This is a genomic window from Paenibacillus bouchesdurhonensis, from assembly GCF_900155685.1.
GTDB classification, from domain to species: domain Bacteria; phylum Bacillota; class Bacilli; order Paenibacillales; family Paenibacillaceae; genus Fontibacillus; species Fontibacillus bouchesdurhonensis.
In genome coordinates this window covers 203,911-222,699 of the sequence record NZ_LT732548.1, presented here as the reverse complement: position 1 = coordinate 222,699, position 18,789 = coordinate 203,911, and the positions used below count along the sequence as shown (strand labels likewise).

Below are 18,789 nucleotides of genomic sequence, written 5' to 3'. Positions count from 1 at the left end.
TCTTAAATGTTAAGAAGTGCTTTTAATTCATGCAATTTTGAACGAGATAATGGAACCACGGCATCTTTACCAGTATTTAATCGCAAGCTGTAGCTATTCTTCGTCCATGTAATAATTTCTCTTATTTTTTGCAAGTTAACGATGTAAGATCGATGACACCTAAAAAATCCGAAGTTCGACAATCTCTGCTCTAGCTCGGCTAGCGTCAAAGCACAGACATAATTTTCTCCACCCACATGAACAAGGATCGAACCATCTAGGCTCTCTATGTAATCAACTTCAGGCGGATCAATTAAAATCACTTTGTCATTTCTTTTCGTAGAAATCTTCTGCAAAGTGATATTGGCCTGATCTTGTTCCTGCACTTCCTGCTTCTCCTCTTCCGAGTCCCGAATATCCAATGGATATAATCCGAGCTCGTTCAATCGATAAATGGCATCACAGGAAATAAGGGCATCCTCTAAATTCGAAGTTAAAATTAAAACTTGCCTTTCTTTCGAAAGGTCATCTAAAATCCGTTTAAAATGCCGACGATCTTCTTCTTCCAAGTAAAAATAGGGTTCCTCCAGCACAAGTGTAGGCTGATGCGCGAAAAAGACACGCAGCAATGTCACATACATCCTTTTCGATGGGCTTAGATCCTTGATTTTTACCTTCCGTTCTTCTTTTAGAGCAAAATAATCTATTAAAAGAGCGACCCGCTCTCTCCTCTCTGTTACTTTGATTAGAAAAATGATCAGCTCTTCTACTGTTAAACGCATATATTCGCTTTGTCCAGCTCGAAATAAAAAGTACTGGGAATGGTCCCCTAATTGATTCATTAAAAGCTGCTTACGCTTTAAGTCCGTTATAATACCAATCGATTGTTCAGATGTCATATTTAATTCGATCTTCGGTAGAATTAGTTTCCCATCATAATATATTGGTTGAAATTGCATGCCATCCTCCTGATCAACGCCACTATAGGATATATATACCAATTATAATGTTAGGATACTTTTTTGCCAGTTTCTATTGAGAAATATAACGGTTACAAGTGGAAAAACATCAGAAAACTCCAACAGCCTCGCTTTTTTAGCTTAAACAATTCCGGTTTGCCTATAAAATGATAAAAACCTTTATAAATCGCAAGGAGATTCAAAGATTTAAACATCCTTTTGACGGCCGTTTTGATTTTATGGACAGAGGCTGGCTTTAGCCTGCCTCCATCCTCATCTCTTGCACCTCCAGCAATGACCGAAGTTGTTTTCTCTAGTTTCTGTTTGATCGATACGTTTCCGGCAGCACATTGGAAAGTTACTTAACGTATTTGTGAAGTGGTTCTTCGCGCTGTCTGTAACGGCAAGTTACTTTTGAGCAGCGAGAAAACTAAGTCGAATATTAGTATTGCCCTAGAAGACCTTTCTTCATGGCTATTTTTTCGCAGAGATGAAATACAAAGAGCCCTACAAATAGATATACCAGCGAGTTTAAGGTTAAGACCGCATAGTCTGCCAAAGGCAGTTGTGTCAGTGTCAGATCCTCAATCATTACCGTTCTTACCATATTCACCCCTTTGACGAATGGGGCAAATACTAGAAAGGGAGCTACCGTTAACGGAACAAATACAAGTCCCATCAATACAAATTGGAAAATCTGCAGAAAAGCTTGAATTTGTTTCACGATAATCGCTAGGCCAGCAATCATAAAGCTAACACCCACCATACTTATCATTGTAATTACTATGATCGGGATCGACGTTATAGGATTAAGGTTCAACCACTGCCCCGAGGTAAGCATCGCAGCCAAGAGCAAGATGACCATAACAACCGACTGTAAGCCAAATTGCCCAATGATGCGTGTAAGCATGATTTTCCATACCCCCATAGGAGACATATATATTTGTTCCAACGTTCCGCGCGTTGCCTCTGTGATTACCGAATAACCAATGAAATTCATCGTCATCATCGTTAAGCTCCAGAAGGCTACACTTACAATCGAATACTGGACATTCATATCAAAGCTTGCTGGATCACCAATGAACATAATTCCGAAGAATGCAGCCAAGAAAATAATATAAAAAGTGAATACTAACGCAATGGTGTTCGGCAGATAACGTTTCAGTTCGATATATTCCTTACGAAAGTTAGCACTCAATAAGTGTAGCCATTTCATGCTTCTTCCCTCCCTTAACAATTTGAATAAACACTTGCTCAAAGTCGATGTTTATACGATCAATACTCTCCACAATGGTTCCTTCCTCTTTTAGAAGGTCGAACAACTCGTAGATGTCCTGGCTATGCTCTAAATTAACTTCCACGATACTCTCATGGGAGCTTGCTTTATATATACTTAAAGGGAATCGGCCACGCAGCTTATTCTCCTGCTCCAAGCTTAATTGCTCACCCAACTTCACCGAATATGCCCTTGTTTCAAACAGCTTAAGTAAATTCTCCACCCTGTCGTCGATGACAACTTCACCTTTATTAATGATAATGGCCCGATCACACAGCTCCTGAACGACGGGCATATCGTGTGAGCTAATAATAATTGTACGTTTTTCTTCCTTCACGATCGTCTTTAAAATTTCACGCAATTCATAACTAACCTCAACATCCAGACCAAGCGTTGGCTCATCCAGCAAGATGACATCCGTATTAGCTAATAGTGCTACTGCGATGGCCAGCTTTTGTTGCATCCCCCGAGATAATCCATTGACCAGCTCATTCTCCTTTTCCTTCAGGTTGAATTGCTCTAATAATTTGTCGGCTTGATCAGCAACCTGCTTCCGAGAGTAACCGCGGTTGCCCGCAAAATACTCCAGGTTTTCCCGGACGGTAAGGCGCCAATATAAATTTCGGTTCCCCTCCAATACAGCACTAATATGCTCTAGAGCTTTAAGTCTCTTCTTGCTAATATCCAGACCATGAATGGAGATGGAACCCGCATCCGATTCCAACAAACCACAGAGCATCTTTATCGTTGATGTCTTCCCGGCCCCATTGGGCCCTAATAAACCAACAACCTCTCCACGGTTCACAGTGAAAGAAACATCCCGAACTGCATGGATCTTCTCTTTCGTTTTTCTTCGTCCATACACCTTGCTAATACCCCGTACTTCTATAATCTTCTCCACCTCATAACATCCTCTCCCGAACGAAATAAAAAGGTGATTCCATTGATACCTCCATTCTATTTTTGTGTATCGTTTTTTTTAACTGGCTCCAGATGGAAATGGCCTCCGTCTAAGGAAGGAGATTTGGGCTATAAAGGAAAGTCTCGCTAATCCGCTGATAAAGCTAATATAATAGCAACCGTGAAAGGAGGATCTGAATGGACTGGCTGAAGAAGTTGACGAACTCTAATTAGCTGTCTATTAACAGTGAAAGTACATTTTAAATCCAGCAAAATATAAAATAGAATCTGAACCCGATCAATTTATACATATCCCCCGTAAACAGGAAGCGAGAGACCCGTCCTTTGTTTGGAGATGGATTAGTTCCTGCCGCTAAATAAAAATGCGGATACATCAAGTATCCGCGCAACAGGTATATCGAATGGCTGCCCGCATTCCTTGAAATGGTTGAGGATCGGTGTGATGTACCGGGGGATTGACGCACACCATTCCATTACCGGATCACGCGATCAGATTCAATCAAACCATTACAAGGAAGGTCCACATTGGCTAACGAGTCCCCTTTCCTTAGTCCCCATATTTTGGATTGTAGAATAAACTCAAAGTCCGAATCAAGCAAAACTTCTAACGGGAGTTCTCACTTAACCACTATTTTTGAGTATCAAGAATGATCCCCTTGGGTCGTCCAAGTGGCTGTTCCTCTTTTGTTTACAGTGATTTGCCTTCTGCCGCAGCAGCTTCGGACGGCGTCATCAAGCCCTGAACGGCACCGAGAAACGGGCGTATGGACTTGATCATGCCGTATCCCAACCTCACGACTGGGACAAATCGCTGGATCATGCTGAACAGCCGTATGCCGCTCCCCAACGCACCGCCTAGCGCTCCCGCAGTAGTGCCGCCAAGTCCGCTGGTGCCGATCATCCCCCCGAACAGCGAGCCTAACATCGGCAGAAAGGCCGATACCTGCGCGTCCGGCTTGCGTGATCGGTAACGCAGGGATGGCTTGCGCGCGCCGCTTCGCCGTCTGCCGGAACGACTGCCTGAGGCATGGGAGCCGGCTCTGCGCTGCTTAGGCCGGGAGCCTTGCTTCCCTGATGAGGTGCGCGGCTGAGCTCCGGCGCTGGCCAGCGTCAAGCCACTGCTGTTGACGTCGGTAATGTAGCCAACGTAGGTCTTACCGCTGTTTAGGGTGATGCATACTGGCCGACCCTGCAACCGTTTGACCCGTCCGAGCACCTCTTTGGATTGTTCCATGGAAAGTTCACCTCGCTCACTGGTTATGGTTTATTGTACGTCAGGGGCGGGCTGCCTGCTTGTGCGAATGCAAGATGCGTACAAGCCCTCTTTGCCGTTAATGCTATGAGTTCCCCGGAGTCGCCCTCTCTTCAGAGACTTGCCGCATTACCAAGGTAGAAATACAATGAAGCCACTTCCCTTGAGAAGCAGCTTCTTGCGAAAATATTCTGATAAAATATACCTGTTTAAGCCTGTACCCCCATGCCATTTTCCGAGGCGGAAACCGGTTTGACGAGTGCCTTCTTCTCCCAGATCCGGCTTCTCCAGCGAAGCAGCATGATCATACCGCGCAGCCATTCATCTACCGTGAAAGCGATCCATACGCCAAGCAGCCCAACCCCGAAATGAACGCCAAGCAGATAAGCGAGCGGAACAGAGACACCCCACATCGAGAGCACGCCCATCAATACGGGAAAGCGCGCATCCCCGGCAGCCCGCAGCGAATTGATGATGACCATATTGAACGTCCGGCCAGGTTCGAGAATAAGGGAAAGCAGAAAAATCCCCGCCCCGGCGGCAATGATCCCGGGATCTTTCGTGAACAAGCCGACAAGCTCATGCCGGAATATCGATGCCACACCCACGATAGCTAAAGTTAGCACAAAGCTGATTCTCACGCTTTTCATAAGTCTTTTGTAAGCTGCCTTCATTTCCCCCGCACCGACCATTTGCCCGACAATGATTTCCGTACCAGCTCCAATCGCCAAGGCTATTGCCATAAAATAGTTCGAGATATTCATGACGTAAACATGCGTGTTTAATGCGGAAACACCGATCATATTGACGAAACTAATGATCATGAGGTACTGCGACTGCCAAGCGAGATGCTCGCCTGCAGCGGGCAATCCGACGTGCAAAATCTGTTTTACGTAAGTGCCGTTCCAGACCACGTAATCTTTTGCGCGAATCGGTGCAGGACTCCGGCGGTACAGAATGATAAAAAGAACAATGATGCCGAGAAAGCGGCTAACGACCGTGGATATGGCCGCTCCCGTCACGCCCCACTCCGGAAAGCCTAGGTTCCCGAAAATAAGCAAATAATTTCCTGTAACGTGAACGAGATTGACACCTAGGGTTACATACATCACACTTTTGGTGTGTCCGCTCGAACGGATGACCGAAGAAACCGCGTACGAGAGCGCCTCAATCCAGATGAAGCCGCCAATGATCTTTAAATAATGACTTGCAATTTCGATTTGCTCGGGATTTAACTTCATCAACCGCAGAATGGGCTCCCCATACAGAAAAAGGGCCAGACTAACGAGCACCCCGAAAATCAGGTTTAACGTAATGGCATTCGCCGAGATGCGGCCTGCCTCTTTCTCCCGTCCGGCACCGATATACTGGGCAACCGCAACGCTGGTGCCGATGCCGACAAAGCCGAACATTAGAATACAGAAGTAAATAATTTCGTTGGCTAAGCCAACTGCCCCAGTCACCTTATCGGAGATGCGGCTTAGCATAAACACGTCCACCGTACCCAGCATCATTCGCAGCACGGAATCGATGAGAATGGGCCAAGTCACGGCAAAAAGACTAAGTTTCTTCCAGGATGGAACACGATCAGTTAATGTCACGTTTAACAAACTCCTACTAGGTCTATTCTTTGTCGCCTTCCCTAGTGTAGTACCCACAGTCCAACAAGTCTATAATAAAATTATCCTTCTGGACTAGCCGCTAAGTCCATTGTGGAATTAGACTATTCGTTGCAAAATCAAAATAGTTTAAGGGCCATCCTTTTGGGATGGCCCTTACTTTTTCGCTTTGTTCAATCCGGTAATTCATCTCGACATCCCCTGTTATTGAGATATGAAAGGACATTCGAGGATAGGCTTTTAAGGAAATGCCTTTATCGCGCGCAGATATCGGTATGATCCCATGGAGATTCTTGAACGCCCGCGCGAATGCTTCCAGTAATTGATATCCATATCTCATGGCTACATCGATAACCTTTACATCGGTTGTCTGCAGTTCAAAAGCCGCCAATGTCAATCGTCGACTTCGGATGTACTCGGATAACGAGATTCCGGTAATGAACGGAAACATTCATTGAAAATGATATGTAGAGCAATAGGCGATCTGCGCTATGTCATCATATGAAATATTGTCTGTTATAATCCATAGCGCTATTCATCCTCTCCAACCAATCCATCGTCCCTCCCTTCGAGATAAATACTACCGCAGATAAAAATAGAGTACCGTGCATTTCCTGCACGAAAAAGTCAGATCTTCGCTTGATACCTAACTGAAAAAACTGTCAAAACACTTCCCATTATCATTCGCATATCGTAAAAAAGTACAATTCAAACAGAGACGTGATCACAGGGGATATGCTAGTTTAATTTTATACTTTTTATTATTTCGTTGAAATCGGCGTTGGCTTGTTTGCTGACCTGCGATGGAGAAGCTAGCAATAGGGTATAGATTTCATTATTTTGCTCGCATAGAATCATTCGAAGTTCTAGCATTTCATTAATGATGCCTAAGCTATATGTCAGCTGCTTCGCATCGATTTTCCCCACCTTCACGGACTCCTCAGTAATTTCCACCGCATTTCTGTCCGTTATATCTTTTTTGGTGAAGCTAACATATTGTTCGAAGTTCATATCCAAATCGCTCTTGCTATAATGCTGAATAACTATCGTGCTCTTCTCGGGTGAGATTAAAATAAGCTGATGATCTCCTGCATTCTCAATAGAAGATGTTACGTCACTCCAGTCGCCATAGGCTGTGACTTGGATCTTTTTGTCTTTGGTCGCAGATGGCTGCTTCGTATAAATTGTGACTGTTTGAATCTTAGCCAGCCAGTTCACCTTTCCATCCACTGCTTCGCCGATAAAACGTAATGGAACGTAGGTGCTGCCCTTGCTAATAGAAGGGGCTACGGATAGTTTTTTCTGCTTGCCATTGATCTCAGCAGTAGTTGAACCCACTTTAAGCTTGATAAGCGTACCTGGTTTACTTCCCGTAATCGTTTGCGTATCTCCATCCCAGTCAACCTTCAGTCCCATAGCTTCGAAAATAGTGCGGAACGGAACAAGTACAGATCCATTTTGCTGGATGGGTGGGACTTGGAATTTAATGATCTCCCCATTCAACAGCACCATGATTTCGTTAGGATCTGAAGGTGGTGTCGGTTGTTCATGTTCTTTTCCAAGCACTTTGACGCCTTTGGCAGCGAGTTCGGTCAGAATTTTCTCTGCACTTGCATCCAGAGGGTTATTGCTCAGTGAAACCTCCTTGAGCTTCGGAAGAGTTGTTAAGACGCTAATATCTTGGATCTGATTATTCTCAAAGTATAAATATTCTAGTTCCGGGTGATCTCTTAGCGGTTCAAGAGACTGGATTTGGTTATCGTTTATGATCAACCAATTCAATTTGACTAAGGATTGAATCGGCGACAGATCCTTAATCTGATTATGGCCGATTAACAAGTCTGTTAAATTGGTTAATCCCGCTAGTGCATCAAGCTTCTCGATGTAGTTCGAATCGATAACAAGCTGCTTCAGTTGGGACAACTCTTGTAGTGGCTCAATTTGCGTGATTTGATTGTCATTTAGAGCTAGGAAGGTGACTTTATGTAGATTTTTAAGTGGCTCAATATTGGTAATTCCAAGCCTTGGGAGCATTAAGCTCTCTAAATTAACAGCATGCTCAAGTCCACTTAAACTGATAATTTTCTGCTCAGGATCTTTGGGATAGAGCGACGTTATGGTCTGTAGATTTTCTTTGGTAATGGGGCCAGTCGGTTTCTTTAGCTCGACTCGAATCGCTTGTTCCAAATTTTTGTCTGAGATAAGTGAGGTCTCTGCAAATGCGGATGGAATAGAAACGAAGCTTAGCAAGAAAGCAAGTACAGTGATTAGTTGAAGTTTGATCGGATTACGCAAAATGGGTTCACTCCTCGAATTATCATATTGACTACATTCGACATTTGTAAACCATTCCCTTTTATAGCAAAAAAGATAGCCCTACAGGCTATCTTTCGGCAAGTCTATCATCTAGCCTTCGCAGGAAGATGTGCCTTCACCAACTACATGGCTTCTTCAAGCGTTTGCACCTCCAATGACAATTGTATTCCCCCCGCGTATTATAAATTGACAAACGATTGCGGCGTCACATCGGACGCTACATGCGTCGAGTAACTCAACAATTTAAGCGACCTTTGGATATAATCGGGCGGTCGCTTCAATATCCGAGATGATATGTGTTGAAAAAATGATAATCCATTCGCCAGACAAGTCCGTTAGCAGACTGCGAAATCGCATTCGCTCCCCCGGATCAAGCTCATCTTTAGTTACGTGGTTTCGAGCGGAGGAATTTCTCTCTATCCAAAATTCTCTGCAATGTCTCTAAGTCCTACTCTCTTTCCGTAAATTCGGTGGAGCATTTCTGTTCGGCTGCTCACATCTAGTTTGTTATAAATATGCTCCAAATGAGATTTAACGGTATGAAAACTGATATGTTTGTATTTAGCAATATCTCGGTTAGTCATCCCCTTTGCGACCAGACGGACAATTTCTCTCTCGGTCGAAGTCAGCTGTGAAATAATGTCATTCTCGTGATTTCCTTTGGCTAAAATCCTTTCAGTAGACATTAATCTTTGAGTCTTTATTGAATTGTGATAACTGAGTGCCAAATGGCGAGAAAGAAGATCCATGACCTCCTTGTCACGGGGCGTAAAGTTTTCCTCTTGTTTCTCTCTAAAGCACCCAAGACCGCCAATGAGCCTATTATTAAAGTAAAGTGGAACGGCCAATTGGTAATAAAGGTTCTCTTTACGGAGGAAATCATTGTAATAAGAAGTTCGCTCATATTCTCGAAAGCTCATAATATCCTCAACCGACATAACCCCGACAATTGGCTTCTTAGGATTACACAAATGGCTAAACATGTCATGGCGATGGTAAATATTGATGTAACTGTCACACGTATGCTGTACTTTATTAATACCAACGGGGTTTCCTAATTTATCTGAATTATCGATTGTAAGAAAGGTAAGGTGATGAAACCCCGGGCCTAGCCCTTCGGACAGGACATTCAGTGTTCTCTGACGATACGGCTGATTATAACAATCTATCATTAAGCACAAATCAAGTATCATTTGATAGTCCTCTACTGTAAGATGTTTCATCGTATATCGCCATCTCCTCCGCTGTCAGTCTGGGGCTGTTAATTTCCATCAACGATTTGATTTCCGTATACAGATATATCGGTAATATTACCGATGTTTAGTCTTACTTCTTATTATATCATGGAGGCAACAAAAGAAAGGTGGCGTTTCTCTATGATTAGCATAAACATGAATGGTAAAGTAGCTATTGTAACAGGTTCAGCAAGCGGTCTTGGAAAAGCGATTGCTCTTAGATTTGCACAAGCCGGAGCAGACGTGGTTGTCGCCGATATTAATATAAGCAGCGCTTTGGAAACTGCTGAGGAGATTAAAAGCTTAGGCCGTAATGCCATTACATTCCAGATTGACACTCGTGATGCAGAATCATTCAGTAAACTTATTGAAGCAGCAACAGAAAATTTAGGCGGACTTGATTTTATGATCAACAACGCAGGTATTGGTATGATGAAACCGATCGATGAGTTTTCTGTCGATGAAATAGACCGTCTAATTGACATTAACCTAAAAGGCACAATTCATGGTTGTAAGGCTGCTCTAGCTTACATGATGCCTCGAAATTCCGGACGAATTGTAAATCTTTCTTCCATTGCGGTAAAAATGGCATCCCCATACTCGAGTGTTTATGCAGGTGCAAAGGCTGGTGTAATAGCTTTTACTGCCGCATTAGCTAGAGAAGCTGCGAGCGCAAATATTAACATCAATGCAATTTGTCCTGGTATCATCAGAACCGATATGTGGGAGAAACAGCTTAACGAAATGGCGGGTGAAGGAAATGAGGAGGAAAAAGCTAAAGCTTTTGCAGCTTTTACCGATACGATTCCACTAAGGCGCCCACAAGAGCCAGAAGATATTGCAAACATGGCCTTGTTCTTATGCAGTGATCTAGCCAACAATATCACGGCGCAGACATTTGCAGTTGACGGCGGCGCTACTGTCTAAGTATAAATATCGCGTTGCCGATTGTGATGGAGCGGAGGATCTAATTAGACAAAATTCGCCCTACTTATGATACGGCTCACCGCGCTGTCTATAGCAGCTATTCATGAATGTACTTATTATGCTTAAAGAAGAAGCAGACCTAAGGAGACCCTAAGGCCTGTTTCTTATTTTATTTTTGACCCTTTCTTTTTCGCAAATGGCGTGATCTCTTTCAATACTTGCTTCATAATGGGTCTCCATCGACTTGTGTATAATCAAACGTTAAATGGAAACCACGGTCTTTCACTCAAGTTTAATTGATGTACTAATTTTTCTGACGTGTTGAATCTCCTTCCACTTCTCCTTCAAAGCCTTTAAATCCTCTACGAAGAACCTTAGTAGATTGGGTCGTCTTCTTACTGCCAGCGGGTGATAGGTAAAGCTGATAGGCGTATCCTGGAACTCATGCCAGCTGCCTCGTAATTCCTTAACACTGACACTCTCCTTATCAGGGAATAAGGCTTCCGCCACGACATTCCCAAATCCAAATAGTACAAGCGGCTGCTTCTGAAAAATCTGCATCTCTAAATGAGGAAGACATGCGGCTCTAGCCTCAGGCTTATTATAGGCACGCATCGGTCGGCGTTTTAGCAAATAAGTGACATAAACCTCATTTACATCTATCCCCGCCTCCCTCATGCCGAATTGGAGCGTTTCTCGAGTGCCGCATAGAAACGAATTTCCTTGCCGATCCTCCCGGGCTCCGGGATTATCCAGAATCATCATAAGCGAGGCTTTCAGATCTCCTTCACCCCAGATGACACGATTCCGCTGCTTGGATAGTTCGCACAGTTCACAATGCTCTATACCTTCGGGTGCTTGTTCTTCAGGTAAGACTACAAAAGAATGATCCATCTCCTTGCCATACAGCTCCTCTCTTCCACACATATTGGGTCTATTATGCCCACACACAAAAAAACCATTGATGACGTGAAAGTCAGCAATGGTTGAAGTCCGGCATAACTGTTTACTTGTCGATCAAATCGTTCGTCTTACTGTCCGGTTATCGTATAGACGTTAGAGGAGCCTACCGGCGCCGCATTGAAATAAGCGCTGTTATGAACAGCCCCAGGGAACTTAACCCCATATGTAATCCCGCCTCCGCCATCCTTGACACCTATAATTTCAACTACACTTGGAATTGGAATATCAACTGCCACCGGGTTATGCATAATAAATATGTTCGCTTGAAGGATATTGCCATCCACCTTCACCGCAACGACATCGCCGTCTTCCGCCGCGAAATCCCAGATCAGCATACGGCTTGTCGTCGTATTTTTCTTCATCTCAATCTCGAAGTCCCTGGCTTCGAGTCCCGCCGAATCATCTGCCGCAGCTAGCTGGATACCAGCCTTCATCCCTTTACCGATCCCATCCGACTGAACATCTCTTATAGTGCTGGTTGAACCCTGAATATATATGCCCATCCCGAACGTGATCAGCACCGTAATCCCGATCCAAAATCGATGCTTATTCCTTACTTTTTGGGTAGAAGATGACTTGCGGTTGAAGGATGACTCTAAATGTTCCAATGGAACATCATCGTTTTCCGTTTGTCGAAACTCATATTGGTTTGTAGCGTGTGATTTCGACCTTTGTTTGTTTTTCCGATAATTTGCCAAGTTCCTTCCCCCCACTATTCCATATATCGATTTGTCCGCTGAACAATCGGGTACTTCCAGTACAGCAACGACATGCACAATCGGATGGCTACAATCGCAAGCAGCAGAAGCGTAATGGCCCATCCTTTGGAATAAAGTCCTTCGTCAGCCCATTTGTTTAGAATCGTGACTCCTACCGATAGAGCGAAACTGGTATAGATGAGCATGTGCAATAAAGGAAGCAATATCGTTATTTTGCGATAGGGTATACCTAAAAATCGGCTCCTCGTAGCCAAATAAATAAAAAAGCCGAAAAAGCTTACTAAGATCATGCTACCGTTTTGAATCGGAATCTCGTCATTCAAAATACTCTTTATATCAATGTATAGTATGTAAGGCATGAAAAGCATAGTGATAATGACCCCTAGCATTAATGGATGATATAAAATAATGGCGAGCAACCATTTTAGCAACGACTTTAGGACTTTCATCACATCACCCCCATCTGTTCTTGGAAATCTCCAGGTGTCAAAGTAGATAATTCCTCGGCTGTAGCATTGGCTTCCTTGCTCATACGTAAGGCATGGGCTCGAATCGCTTTCTCGACCAAATTTCGCACGAGCCGTCCATTACCTGCGGTCATATCTCCTTCATAGGTCTCTAAAATGGAGAGCAGCGTGCCTTCAGCCTCCCGGCCAATCACATATCCTTGCGATTTCACTTGCAAATGCGCGATTTGCAGCATTTCCTCGGCTGTATAATCGGGGAATGTAATGATATTGGGAAATCTCGAGCGGAGCCCCGCATTGCGGTTCAAGAAGCGCTCCATATCTTCGTCGTAGCCGGCCAATATAACGATGAGCCTGTCTCGGTAATCATCCATCGCTTTGACAAGCGTATCGATCGCTTCCTGCCCGAATTGATCCCCTTCCGCCAAGGCATAAGCCTCATCCACAAACAAGATCCCACCAAGAGCGCGTTCGATAACCTCTTTCGTCTTGAGCGCAGTTTGCCCTACATAACCGGCAACTAGGCCGGATCGATCAGTTTCTACCAGCGTGTCGGTCTTGATCACGCCCAGTTCTTTAAATCGTTGGGCCAAAATACGGGCAATCGTCGTTTTTCCGGTACCCGGGTTTCCTTTAAACACCATATGGAGAGCTTGAGCGGAAGCCTTGGGCAGCCCCATCTCCTGACGGCGCTTAGCCACCTCAATTTGTGCCGATAGGCTTCTCACAAATTCCTTAACAGAGGACAGACCAACAACAGCATCGAGCGCTCCAAGCGCATTCGCCCGCTGGGCCACAAGGTCTACATGTGCCGACAGCCCAAAATCCTCCACATTCAGCTCATTTAACTGATCCACCGCAATATCAGGATGATCGGCCAATCGCTCCGCTTGCTTGCGTATCGCCTCCTCCAACGTATTGCGGACAAGCCGACCGTTGCCTACGTCCTTTCTACCCGGAATTTGCTTCTCATTAAAATAGGATTCGAGCAAACCTGGCACATTCGAAGCCAAGGTAAACCCTCGCGCCTTCGCCATGATCAAGGCGATTTGCTGCATTTCCTCGGCCGTGTAGTCAGGGAATTCAATCTGTAGCGGGAAGCGCGAGGACAGCCCCGGATTGACCTGAACAAACCGCTGCATATCTTCTGTGTATCCCGCCAAAATGACAACCAAATTGTCTTTATGGAGCTCGATAAGACGAACCAGCGAATCGATGGCTTCCTTCCCGAAGCCCCCGCCCTGCACACCATCCTGCGCAAGCGCATAGGCCTCATCGATGAAGAGCACGCCGCCAAGAGCAGATTCGACAACCAGCTTGGTCTTTTTGGCTGTCTGACCGGCGTACTCCGCTACCAGATCGGATCGCCCCACTTCAACCAGATGTCCTTTTTTCAAATAACCCATGGATCGGAGCATCTCTGCCAACAGGCGCGCCATCGTCGTCTTGCCCGTACCGGGGTTGCCCGAAAAAATCATATTGAGAGTCTGCCCGGTATCGACATGAATCCCGGCTTCCTTCCGCCTTCGATCAACAATAAGCTGTTTTTCCAAAGTTCGGACGAATAGTTTCACCTTCTCCAACCCGACCATTCCAGCAAGCTGATTCTCGATGTTAAATGCTTCCTTCTCACCGATTCCGAAGTCTGCCCCTGTCAATAATTGCAAGTCTGTATCTGCAGTTGCCTCTGACATCAGCCCTCTAAGCCGAGCAGCTTGCTTGCGGACAGCCTCCTCGAACAGATTGCGAACAAGTCGGCCGTTACCGCTGTCATTGCGGCCAGGGATTTGCCGTTGATCGAACAGCTCGATCAAACCCTCATAGGCATCCGAATCTATGCGGAAACCATTCTTGTCTACTATTTGAATCATAATTTCCAGCATATCTTCCGCCTTGTAGTCCGGGAACTCCACGATGAATGGAAATCTTGAACGCAAACCTGGATTCGATCGCAAAAAGGTCTCCATCTCCTGGGTATACCCTGCCAGCACAACAACCAAATCATCTCGATGATCCTCCATCGCCTTGACGATCGTGTCGATTGCTTCAGTGCCGAACGTATCGTTATCATGACGAGCGTGTGTATAGGCCTCGTCGATGAACAATACGCCTCCCAAGGCCTCATTGACTTTTGCCATCGTCTTCGGAGCGGTAGAGCCCACATATTGTCCTACAAGATCCTGCCTCGCTACTTCGATCAATTGACCTTGCGGCAGCAATCCGAGCGCCTTCAGAATACGGCCGATTAAGCGGGCGACCGTCGTCTTGCCGGTTCCGGGATTCCCGGTAAACACCATATGAAGCGACATCGGCACAGAGCCTTCGCCTGCCCTAGCTCTCAGCTTGTTCACCTGAACCATCTCCATGAGCTCATGGACAAACTTTTTCACGGGTTCGAGGCCTGTTAACGCATTTAACTCTTCCAGGACATCGTCAATTGATTCCTGACCAACGAAAGATAGTGCTTTGATCGGAATCTCAAGCGAGTTCGACTCCACAAGAAAAGAATCGTTCTTAAAACGAATACGCACACGCTCATTGCTACGAATCTCATTACGGGCCCGTAGGCCGGACAATACGACAGTAAGCTCCTTATCGATCCAGTGCTGCACTGCCTCGCCAAATGTTTTGTTTGTTGCGGCGATATCGGCTAACGCCTCATACGTGGAAGGATGAACAACGATACTTAACTGCATATCCCTTGACAGATCGTCTACTGCTTTCCCAAGTAAGGCCTCTGCAATTTGTCGCATCGTCTCCCACTCTAACGGTGAAGAGATAGCCGCAGCAAGAATGCTTTGCAAGATAGAGATCGGGAGATGATTTGCCAACCCGGACGGAACCTGGCCAAATTCACTTCCTCTCTCTGCAGGTTCATCGATATAGAAAATGATGAAAAAATCGTCGGCGATTATGCGCAACCCTTCTTTGGTTCGGAAGCTGCCTTCCGCGGCAAGCTTAGCGACCAAGCCAATAATAGCCTGCTCAGCCCCTTTTATTCCCTTAAATAACACCGTTCCCTCAGAGTATTGGAAAGCCTCCACCATATCAATAATAAAATTACCGGATATTTCATCGGCCTCATATCGCTGCAAATCAATTTCTGAAAAATGGGGCCTAGAGGTTAGCCGATATGCATGCATCTCTCGAACTAGGCATTCCAAGGCTGTTTTCTTGCCCGTTCCGGGAGCTCCAGCCAGCAAAATCACATTTCTTGGCTTATTAATCTGACGTCCATTCATATATCCCTGTTTATATCCCGCAACCAAATCTTTTATGAAGAACGGCTGTCCGATTACTTGACTATTAAGGTTCTTCTCCACTTCTCGGAATAGTTGATCCAATTGATTGGGTGAAAAAGCGCTCTGCGCATCACTTTGGCCCACCCCCTGCGACGTATAAGCTTGAGATTGAACAGGACGGAAAGTCGACGAAACAGTGCTCTGTCCCATAAAAGTCCGCGCGGAGTTGCTCGGATCTGCACTTCTGGCTCGCGATCCTGTATTATATTGTTGCACCGGCTGCTGCTCTTGCCTCTTTGGAGCTGGTTCGTTTTCTTTTGGTGCAATAAATCCTTTTTCCCGAACCAACTCAACAAGCTGATACTCAGGAAAAATAAATTTGAGCACTTTCACAACACCATTGAGTGTTTTCACCATACCTTTTCGGTTGATTTTCATACTTCCCGTTATCCCTCCCGGGGCCTACTATTCATTCTTTTTTCCTAGTATTATACTATGTTTTCGCTACTCTCGCTCTCAAATCCTGGAATCTCTATTCGCCTTGGATCAAAATATTATGATAGCGTAAAGGGTTTTGTCGAGTTAACTCTTGTAGATATCCTAATGAATTACCTCAGGGCTCTTAAATGATGTTTTTAAGTTTCCTTCAAAGATTCGTGAGGTAAAAAAAAAGCCTCTCTATCAAACATTGGGAGGCTCAAATCAGGATCATCATATTTGTCCATTCTTAGGATAGCGATTTAATATTTCATCGTATTATTCTTCACATGCAATAAGATTTTACAATGATAACTTAATAATATATGCCTTATGACACTTTTAGGAGGTAATAAAATGAGCAAGTACGACGAAGCCATGAAACTGCTGGAAGAACAAGTGGGTAACAAGGACTGCCTGATCTCTCTGTCCACTATCGCGCTGGAACCGGGGGCCGATGGCAAAAGCCGCCCCGCCGCCCGCATTGTGGACGCTTATTATGAGGACGGCGCGTTCTACATCGTCACCTACGCGACCTCAGGCAAGATGCAGCAGATCGCCCAAAATCCCGAAGTCGCCGTTTGTATCATCGTCGAAAACTTTACGGCCGATGGTATCGGTGAAAACCTGGGCTGGGTGTGTGACGAAAAAAACGCGGAGATGATGACAAAGCTGCGTACCATATTTGCCGAGTGGTATAACGAAGCAAATAACGACGAAGACCCTAATACATGCCTCCTGCGCATTAGCCTGACAAAGGGCCTGTGGAATGACGCCCACAAAGGGATCAGAAATGAGATTGATTTTGTCAATAAGACGACAAATTAAGTGGTCTATGTGGTTTCTATATTTTACATATTAGGCTGCTGCCGTTGGGTATAGACATACTGTGTGATTCGCCTTATTGGATTAATGTGAAGCAGACATTTGATAACAGACAATGCAGCTCAAAGGGAGTGTCCGCGCACTCCCTATTCTTCCCCGTTACTTATGATACGGCTCTCCCCGATTGATCTTCACTGCACGATAAATCTGCTCCACCAACACCAGGCGCATGATTCGATTAAATACAATTTTACAACCTAGCACAGACCCGGAAACCCTTGAAAAATCAAGGGTTTCTCCATTATGTCCGAGTGAAAGTGAGTGTCTCAGAGTCGACGAAAGTAGCTTTTGTCCCCAATCTGTCCCCAATTAATCAACACCGCCAGCTAAGTGCCAGCGGAGCTCCACTCTATTTAAACAGCCTGCTCAAGATCGTTCCTAGTGTCCCGACATCCACCGGATCGGTCGCCTTCCAATCTTCGCTAATCCCTGCGTTCTTGATCAGCCACTCTCTGCCCTTCTCTTTCCACTCAGGCGCCTTCTTGTCCGCCATGGTTGCCCCCTCCCTTCGTTTTAATCCCAGGTATTTAGCAATTCCCGACACATGCCCCTGGATAATCGCCTCAATCACATCGACACGTTTGAGCTTGGCCGCATCAGCTGCCACATCGATAAATAGGTTTTCGGTTAGCACTGCCGGCATTTTGCTCTCTCGTACCATATGAAGGTTCTTAGACTTCTTGCCCCGATCGATAACGCCATGAGGCTTCAGCGCGGCCATAATCTCAGCGTGCAACACGTTTTGAAATGCCGTGCTCTTGCTTGAAGCGTTCGTATATCGGAACGTCTCGAAGCCGCCAGCACCGCCACCTGCGTTACAGTGGATGCTAACCATGAGGTCGGCTCTCGCTTTGTTTGCTAAGTCTGTGCGTTCCTTAAGCTCTAAAAAGACATCCGTTCTTCGGGACAATAGAACCCAGACACCTTCATATTCAACTTCCAGACGCTCCTTAACGCCCACGGCCACCGTAAGAGCGATGTCCTTCTCCTTCAATCCATTTGCAACAGCCCCTGGATCCTTACCGCCGTGACCTGCGTCAATCCATACATTCTTCATTTAGTCGCCCCTCCCTTTTCGTTCAGCTGCTCCAAGAAGTCTTTAACCTTCGGGGGCAGGTACACGCCCAGGATGCCTAGATTTTCCACTACGGAAAGACCCTCTCGACCAGCATAAAAGTAAACGGCCAAGATACGAAATACAGATGCATCTCCTCCAACCCAACCGTCAATTAGCACGGCGAGTCCCACAACAAAAAGCACCGTAATCTTACGGATACCACCCCAAAACATTACTTCGCTATTAAGCGTTTTGGTCTTGATTGCCCCCAAAATGCCCGTAATATAATCAGCTGCCATAAGTACGACGAGGAGCTGCAGCGGCTTATCCCAGCCGCCTAGCAATGTAGCGATTAAACCGACAGCAGCAAAGACTCCACCAGTAGCAGCCTCTTTACCCGAAGCACCAGCTGCAGCAGCCAGTACAGTACTACCAAACACCTTGATTTGATTCACCAACACAATCACCCTTTCAATATAAATAGCCCCCGGGATC

15 protein-coding genes and 3 pseudogenes are annotated in these 18,789 nt (G+C 45.4%); 2 read left to right on the top strand and 16 right to left on the bottom strand.

Annotation, left to right across the window (positions count from 1 at the left end; all coding sequences use genetic code 11):
- Positions 1 to 2: 2 nt before the first annotated feature.
- From CZ379_RS05250 to CZ379_RS05205, 9 genes and pseudogenes are all read right to left on the bottom strand, one after another.
- Entirely contained in the window at positions 3 to 938 is a 936-nt protein-coding gene (locus tag CZ379_RS05250) for a LytTR family transcriptional regulator DNA-binding domain-containing protein (protein ID WP_110930699.1), read from the bottom strand.
- 442 nt (positions 939 to 1,380) lie between these two features.
- Positions 1,381 to 2,154: an ABC transporter permease gene (locus CZ379_RS05240; RefSeq protein ID WP_110930698.1), complete on the bottom strand. Its 774-nt coding sequence runs from the start codon at positions 2,152 to 2,154 to the stop codon at positions 1,381 to 1,383.
- Positions 2,126 to 3,115 carry an ABC transporter ATP-binding protein gene (locus CZ379_RS05235; RefSeq protein WP_110930697.1) on the bottom strand — a complete coding sequence of 330 codons (990 nt, stop codon included), beginning with the start codon at positions 3,113 to 3,115 and terminating at the stop codon, positions 2,126 to 2,128. The genes CZ379_RS05240 and CZ379_RS05235 overlap by 29 nt, the downstream gene beginning before the upstream one ends.
- Before the next feature lie 708 nt (positions 3,116 to 3,823).
- Entirely contained in the window at positions 3,824 to 4,369 is a 546-nt protein-coding gene (locus CZ379_RS05230) for a hypothetical protein (RefSeq protein WP_110930696.1), read from the bottom strand.
- A 227-nt stretch (positions 4,370 to 4,596) separates the two neighbouring features.
- Positions 4,597 to 5,988, bottom strand: coding sequence for an MATE family efflux transporter (locus CZ379_RS05225; protein WP_110930695.1), 1,392 nt, complete (start codon positions 5,986 to 5,988; stop codon positions 4,597 to 4,599).
- A gap of 187 nt (positions 5,989 to 6,175) precedes the next feature.
- Positions 6,176 to 6,563: pseudogene (locus CZ379_RS05220) on the bottom strand (helix-turn-helix transcriptional regulator); the annotation flags it as partial.
- 181 nt (positions 6,564 to 6,744) lie between these two features.
- On the bottom strand, positions 6,745 to 8,301 hold the full coding sequence (locus tag CZ379_RS05215; protein ID WP_110930694.1) for a stalk domain-containing protein: 1,557 nt from the start codon (positions 8,299 to 8,301) through the stop codon (positions 6,745 to 6,747).
- Between the two features lie 288 nt (positions 8,302 to 8,589).
- A pseudogene (locus CZ379_RS26585) lies at positions 8,590 to 8,697 on the bottom strand (ABC transporter ATP-binding protein); the annotation flags it as partial.
- A gap of 41 nt (positions 8,698 to 8,738) precedes the next feature.
- Positions 8,739 to 9,545, bottom strand: coding sequence for a helix-turn-helix domain-containing protein (locus tag CZ379_RS05205; protein ID WP_110930693.1), 807 nt, complete (start codon positions 9,543 to 9,545; stop codon positions 8,739 to 8,741).
- Positions 9,546 to 9,698: 153 nt separating this feature from the next.
- Between CZ379_RS05205 and CZ379_RS05200 the strand changes: the two genes are divergently transcribed.
- Positions 9,699 to 10,484: an SDR family NAD(P)-dependent oxidoreductase gene (locus tag CZ379_RS05200; RefSeq protein WP_199925477.1), complete on the top strand. Its 786-nt coding sequence runs from the start codon at positions 9,699 to 9,701 to the stop codon at positions 10,482 to 10,484.
- Between the two features lie 282 nt (positions 10,485 to 10,766).
- Here the strand turns inward: CZ379_RS05200 and CZ379_RS05195 are convergent, their stop codons facing one another.
- The 4 genes from CZ379_RS05195 to CZ379_RS05180 all read right to left on the bottom strand — a co-directional run bounded on the left by CZ379_RS05195 (position 10,767) and on the right by CZ379_RS05180 (position 16,313).
- Positions 10,767 to 11,378, bottom strand: coding sequence for a uracil-DNA glycosylase (locus tag CZ379_RS05195; protein ID WP_110930691.1), 612 nt, complete (start codon positions 11,376 to 11,378; stop codon positions 10,767 to 10,769).
- Positions 11,379 to 11,515: 137 nt separating this feature from the next.
- Positions 11,516 to 12,145 carry a hypothetical protein gene (locus tag CZ379_RS05190; protein ID WP_110930690.1) on the bottom strand — a complete coding sequence of 210 codons (630 nt, stop codon included), beginning with the start codon at positions 12,143 to 12,145 and terminating at the stop codon, positions 11,516 to 11,518.
- Positions 12,146 to 12,159: 14 nt separating this feature from the next.
- Positions 12,160 to 12,615 carry a hypothetical protein gene (locus CZ379_RS05185; RefSeq protein ID WP_110930689.1) on the bottom strand — a complete coding sequence of 152 codons (456 nt, stop codon included), beginning with the start codon at positions 12,613 to 12,615 and terminating at the stop codon, positions 12,160 to 12,162.
- Positions 12,615 to 16,313, bottom strand: a complete 3,699-nt coding sequence (locus CZ379_RS05180; RefSeq protein WP_110930688.1) for an AAA family ATPase — start codon at positions 16,311 to 16,313, stop codon at positions 12,615 to 12,617. The genes CZ379_RS05185 and CZ379_RS05180 overlap by 1 nt, the downstream gene beginning before the upstream one ends.
- Before the next feature lie 396 nt (positions 16,314 to 16,709).
- On the opposite strand from CZ379_RS05180, the gene CZ379_RS05175 reads away from it, so the two are divergent.
- On the top strand, positions 16,710 to 17,180 hold the full coding sequence (locus CZ379_RS05175; RefSeq protein ID WP_110930687.1) for a pyridoxamine 5'-phosphate oxidase family protein: 471 nt from the start codon (positions 16,710 to 16,712) through the stop codon (positions 17,178 to 17,180).
- A 156-nt stretch (positions 17,181 to 17,336) separates the two neighbouring features.
- On the opposite strand, the pseudogene CZ379_RS05170 reads toward CZ379_RS05175, so the two are convergent.
- The 3 genes and pseudogenes from CZ379_RS05170 to CZ379_RS05160 all read right to left on the bottom strand — a co-directional run.
- Positions 17,337 to 17,417: pseudogene (locus CZ379_RS05170) on the bottom strand (23S rRNA (pseudouridine(1915)-N(3))-methyltransferase RlmH); the annotation flags it as partial.
- Between the two features lie 169 nt (positions 17,418 to 17,586).
- Positions 17,587 to 18,294 (bottom strand): N-acetylmuramoyl-L-alanine amidase, encoded by a 708-nt coding sequence (locus tag CZ379_RS05165; RefSeq protein ID WP_110930686.1) that lies wholly within the window; start codon positions 18,292 to 18,294, stop codon positions 17,587 to 17,589.
- On the bottom strand, positions 18,291 to 18,749 hold the full coding sequence (locus CZ379_RS05160; RefSeq protein ID WP_110934242.1) for a phage holin family protein: 459 nt from the start codon (positions 18,747 to 18,749) through the stop codon (positions 18,291 to 18,293). The genes CZ379_RS05165 and CZ379_RS05160 overlap by 4 nt, the downstream gene beginning before the upstream one ends.
- Positions 18,750 to 18,789: the final 40 nt, after the last annotated feature.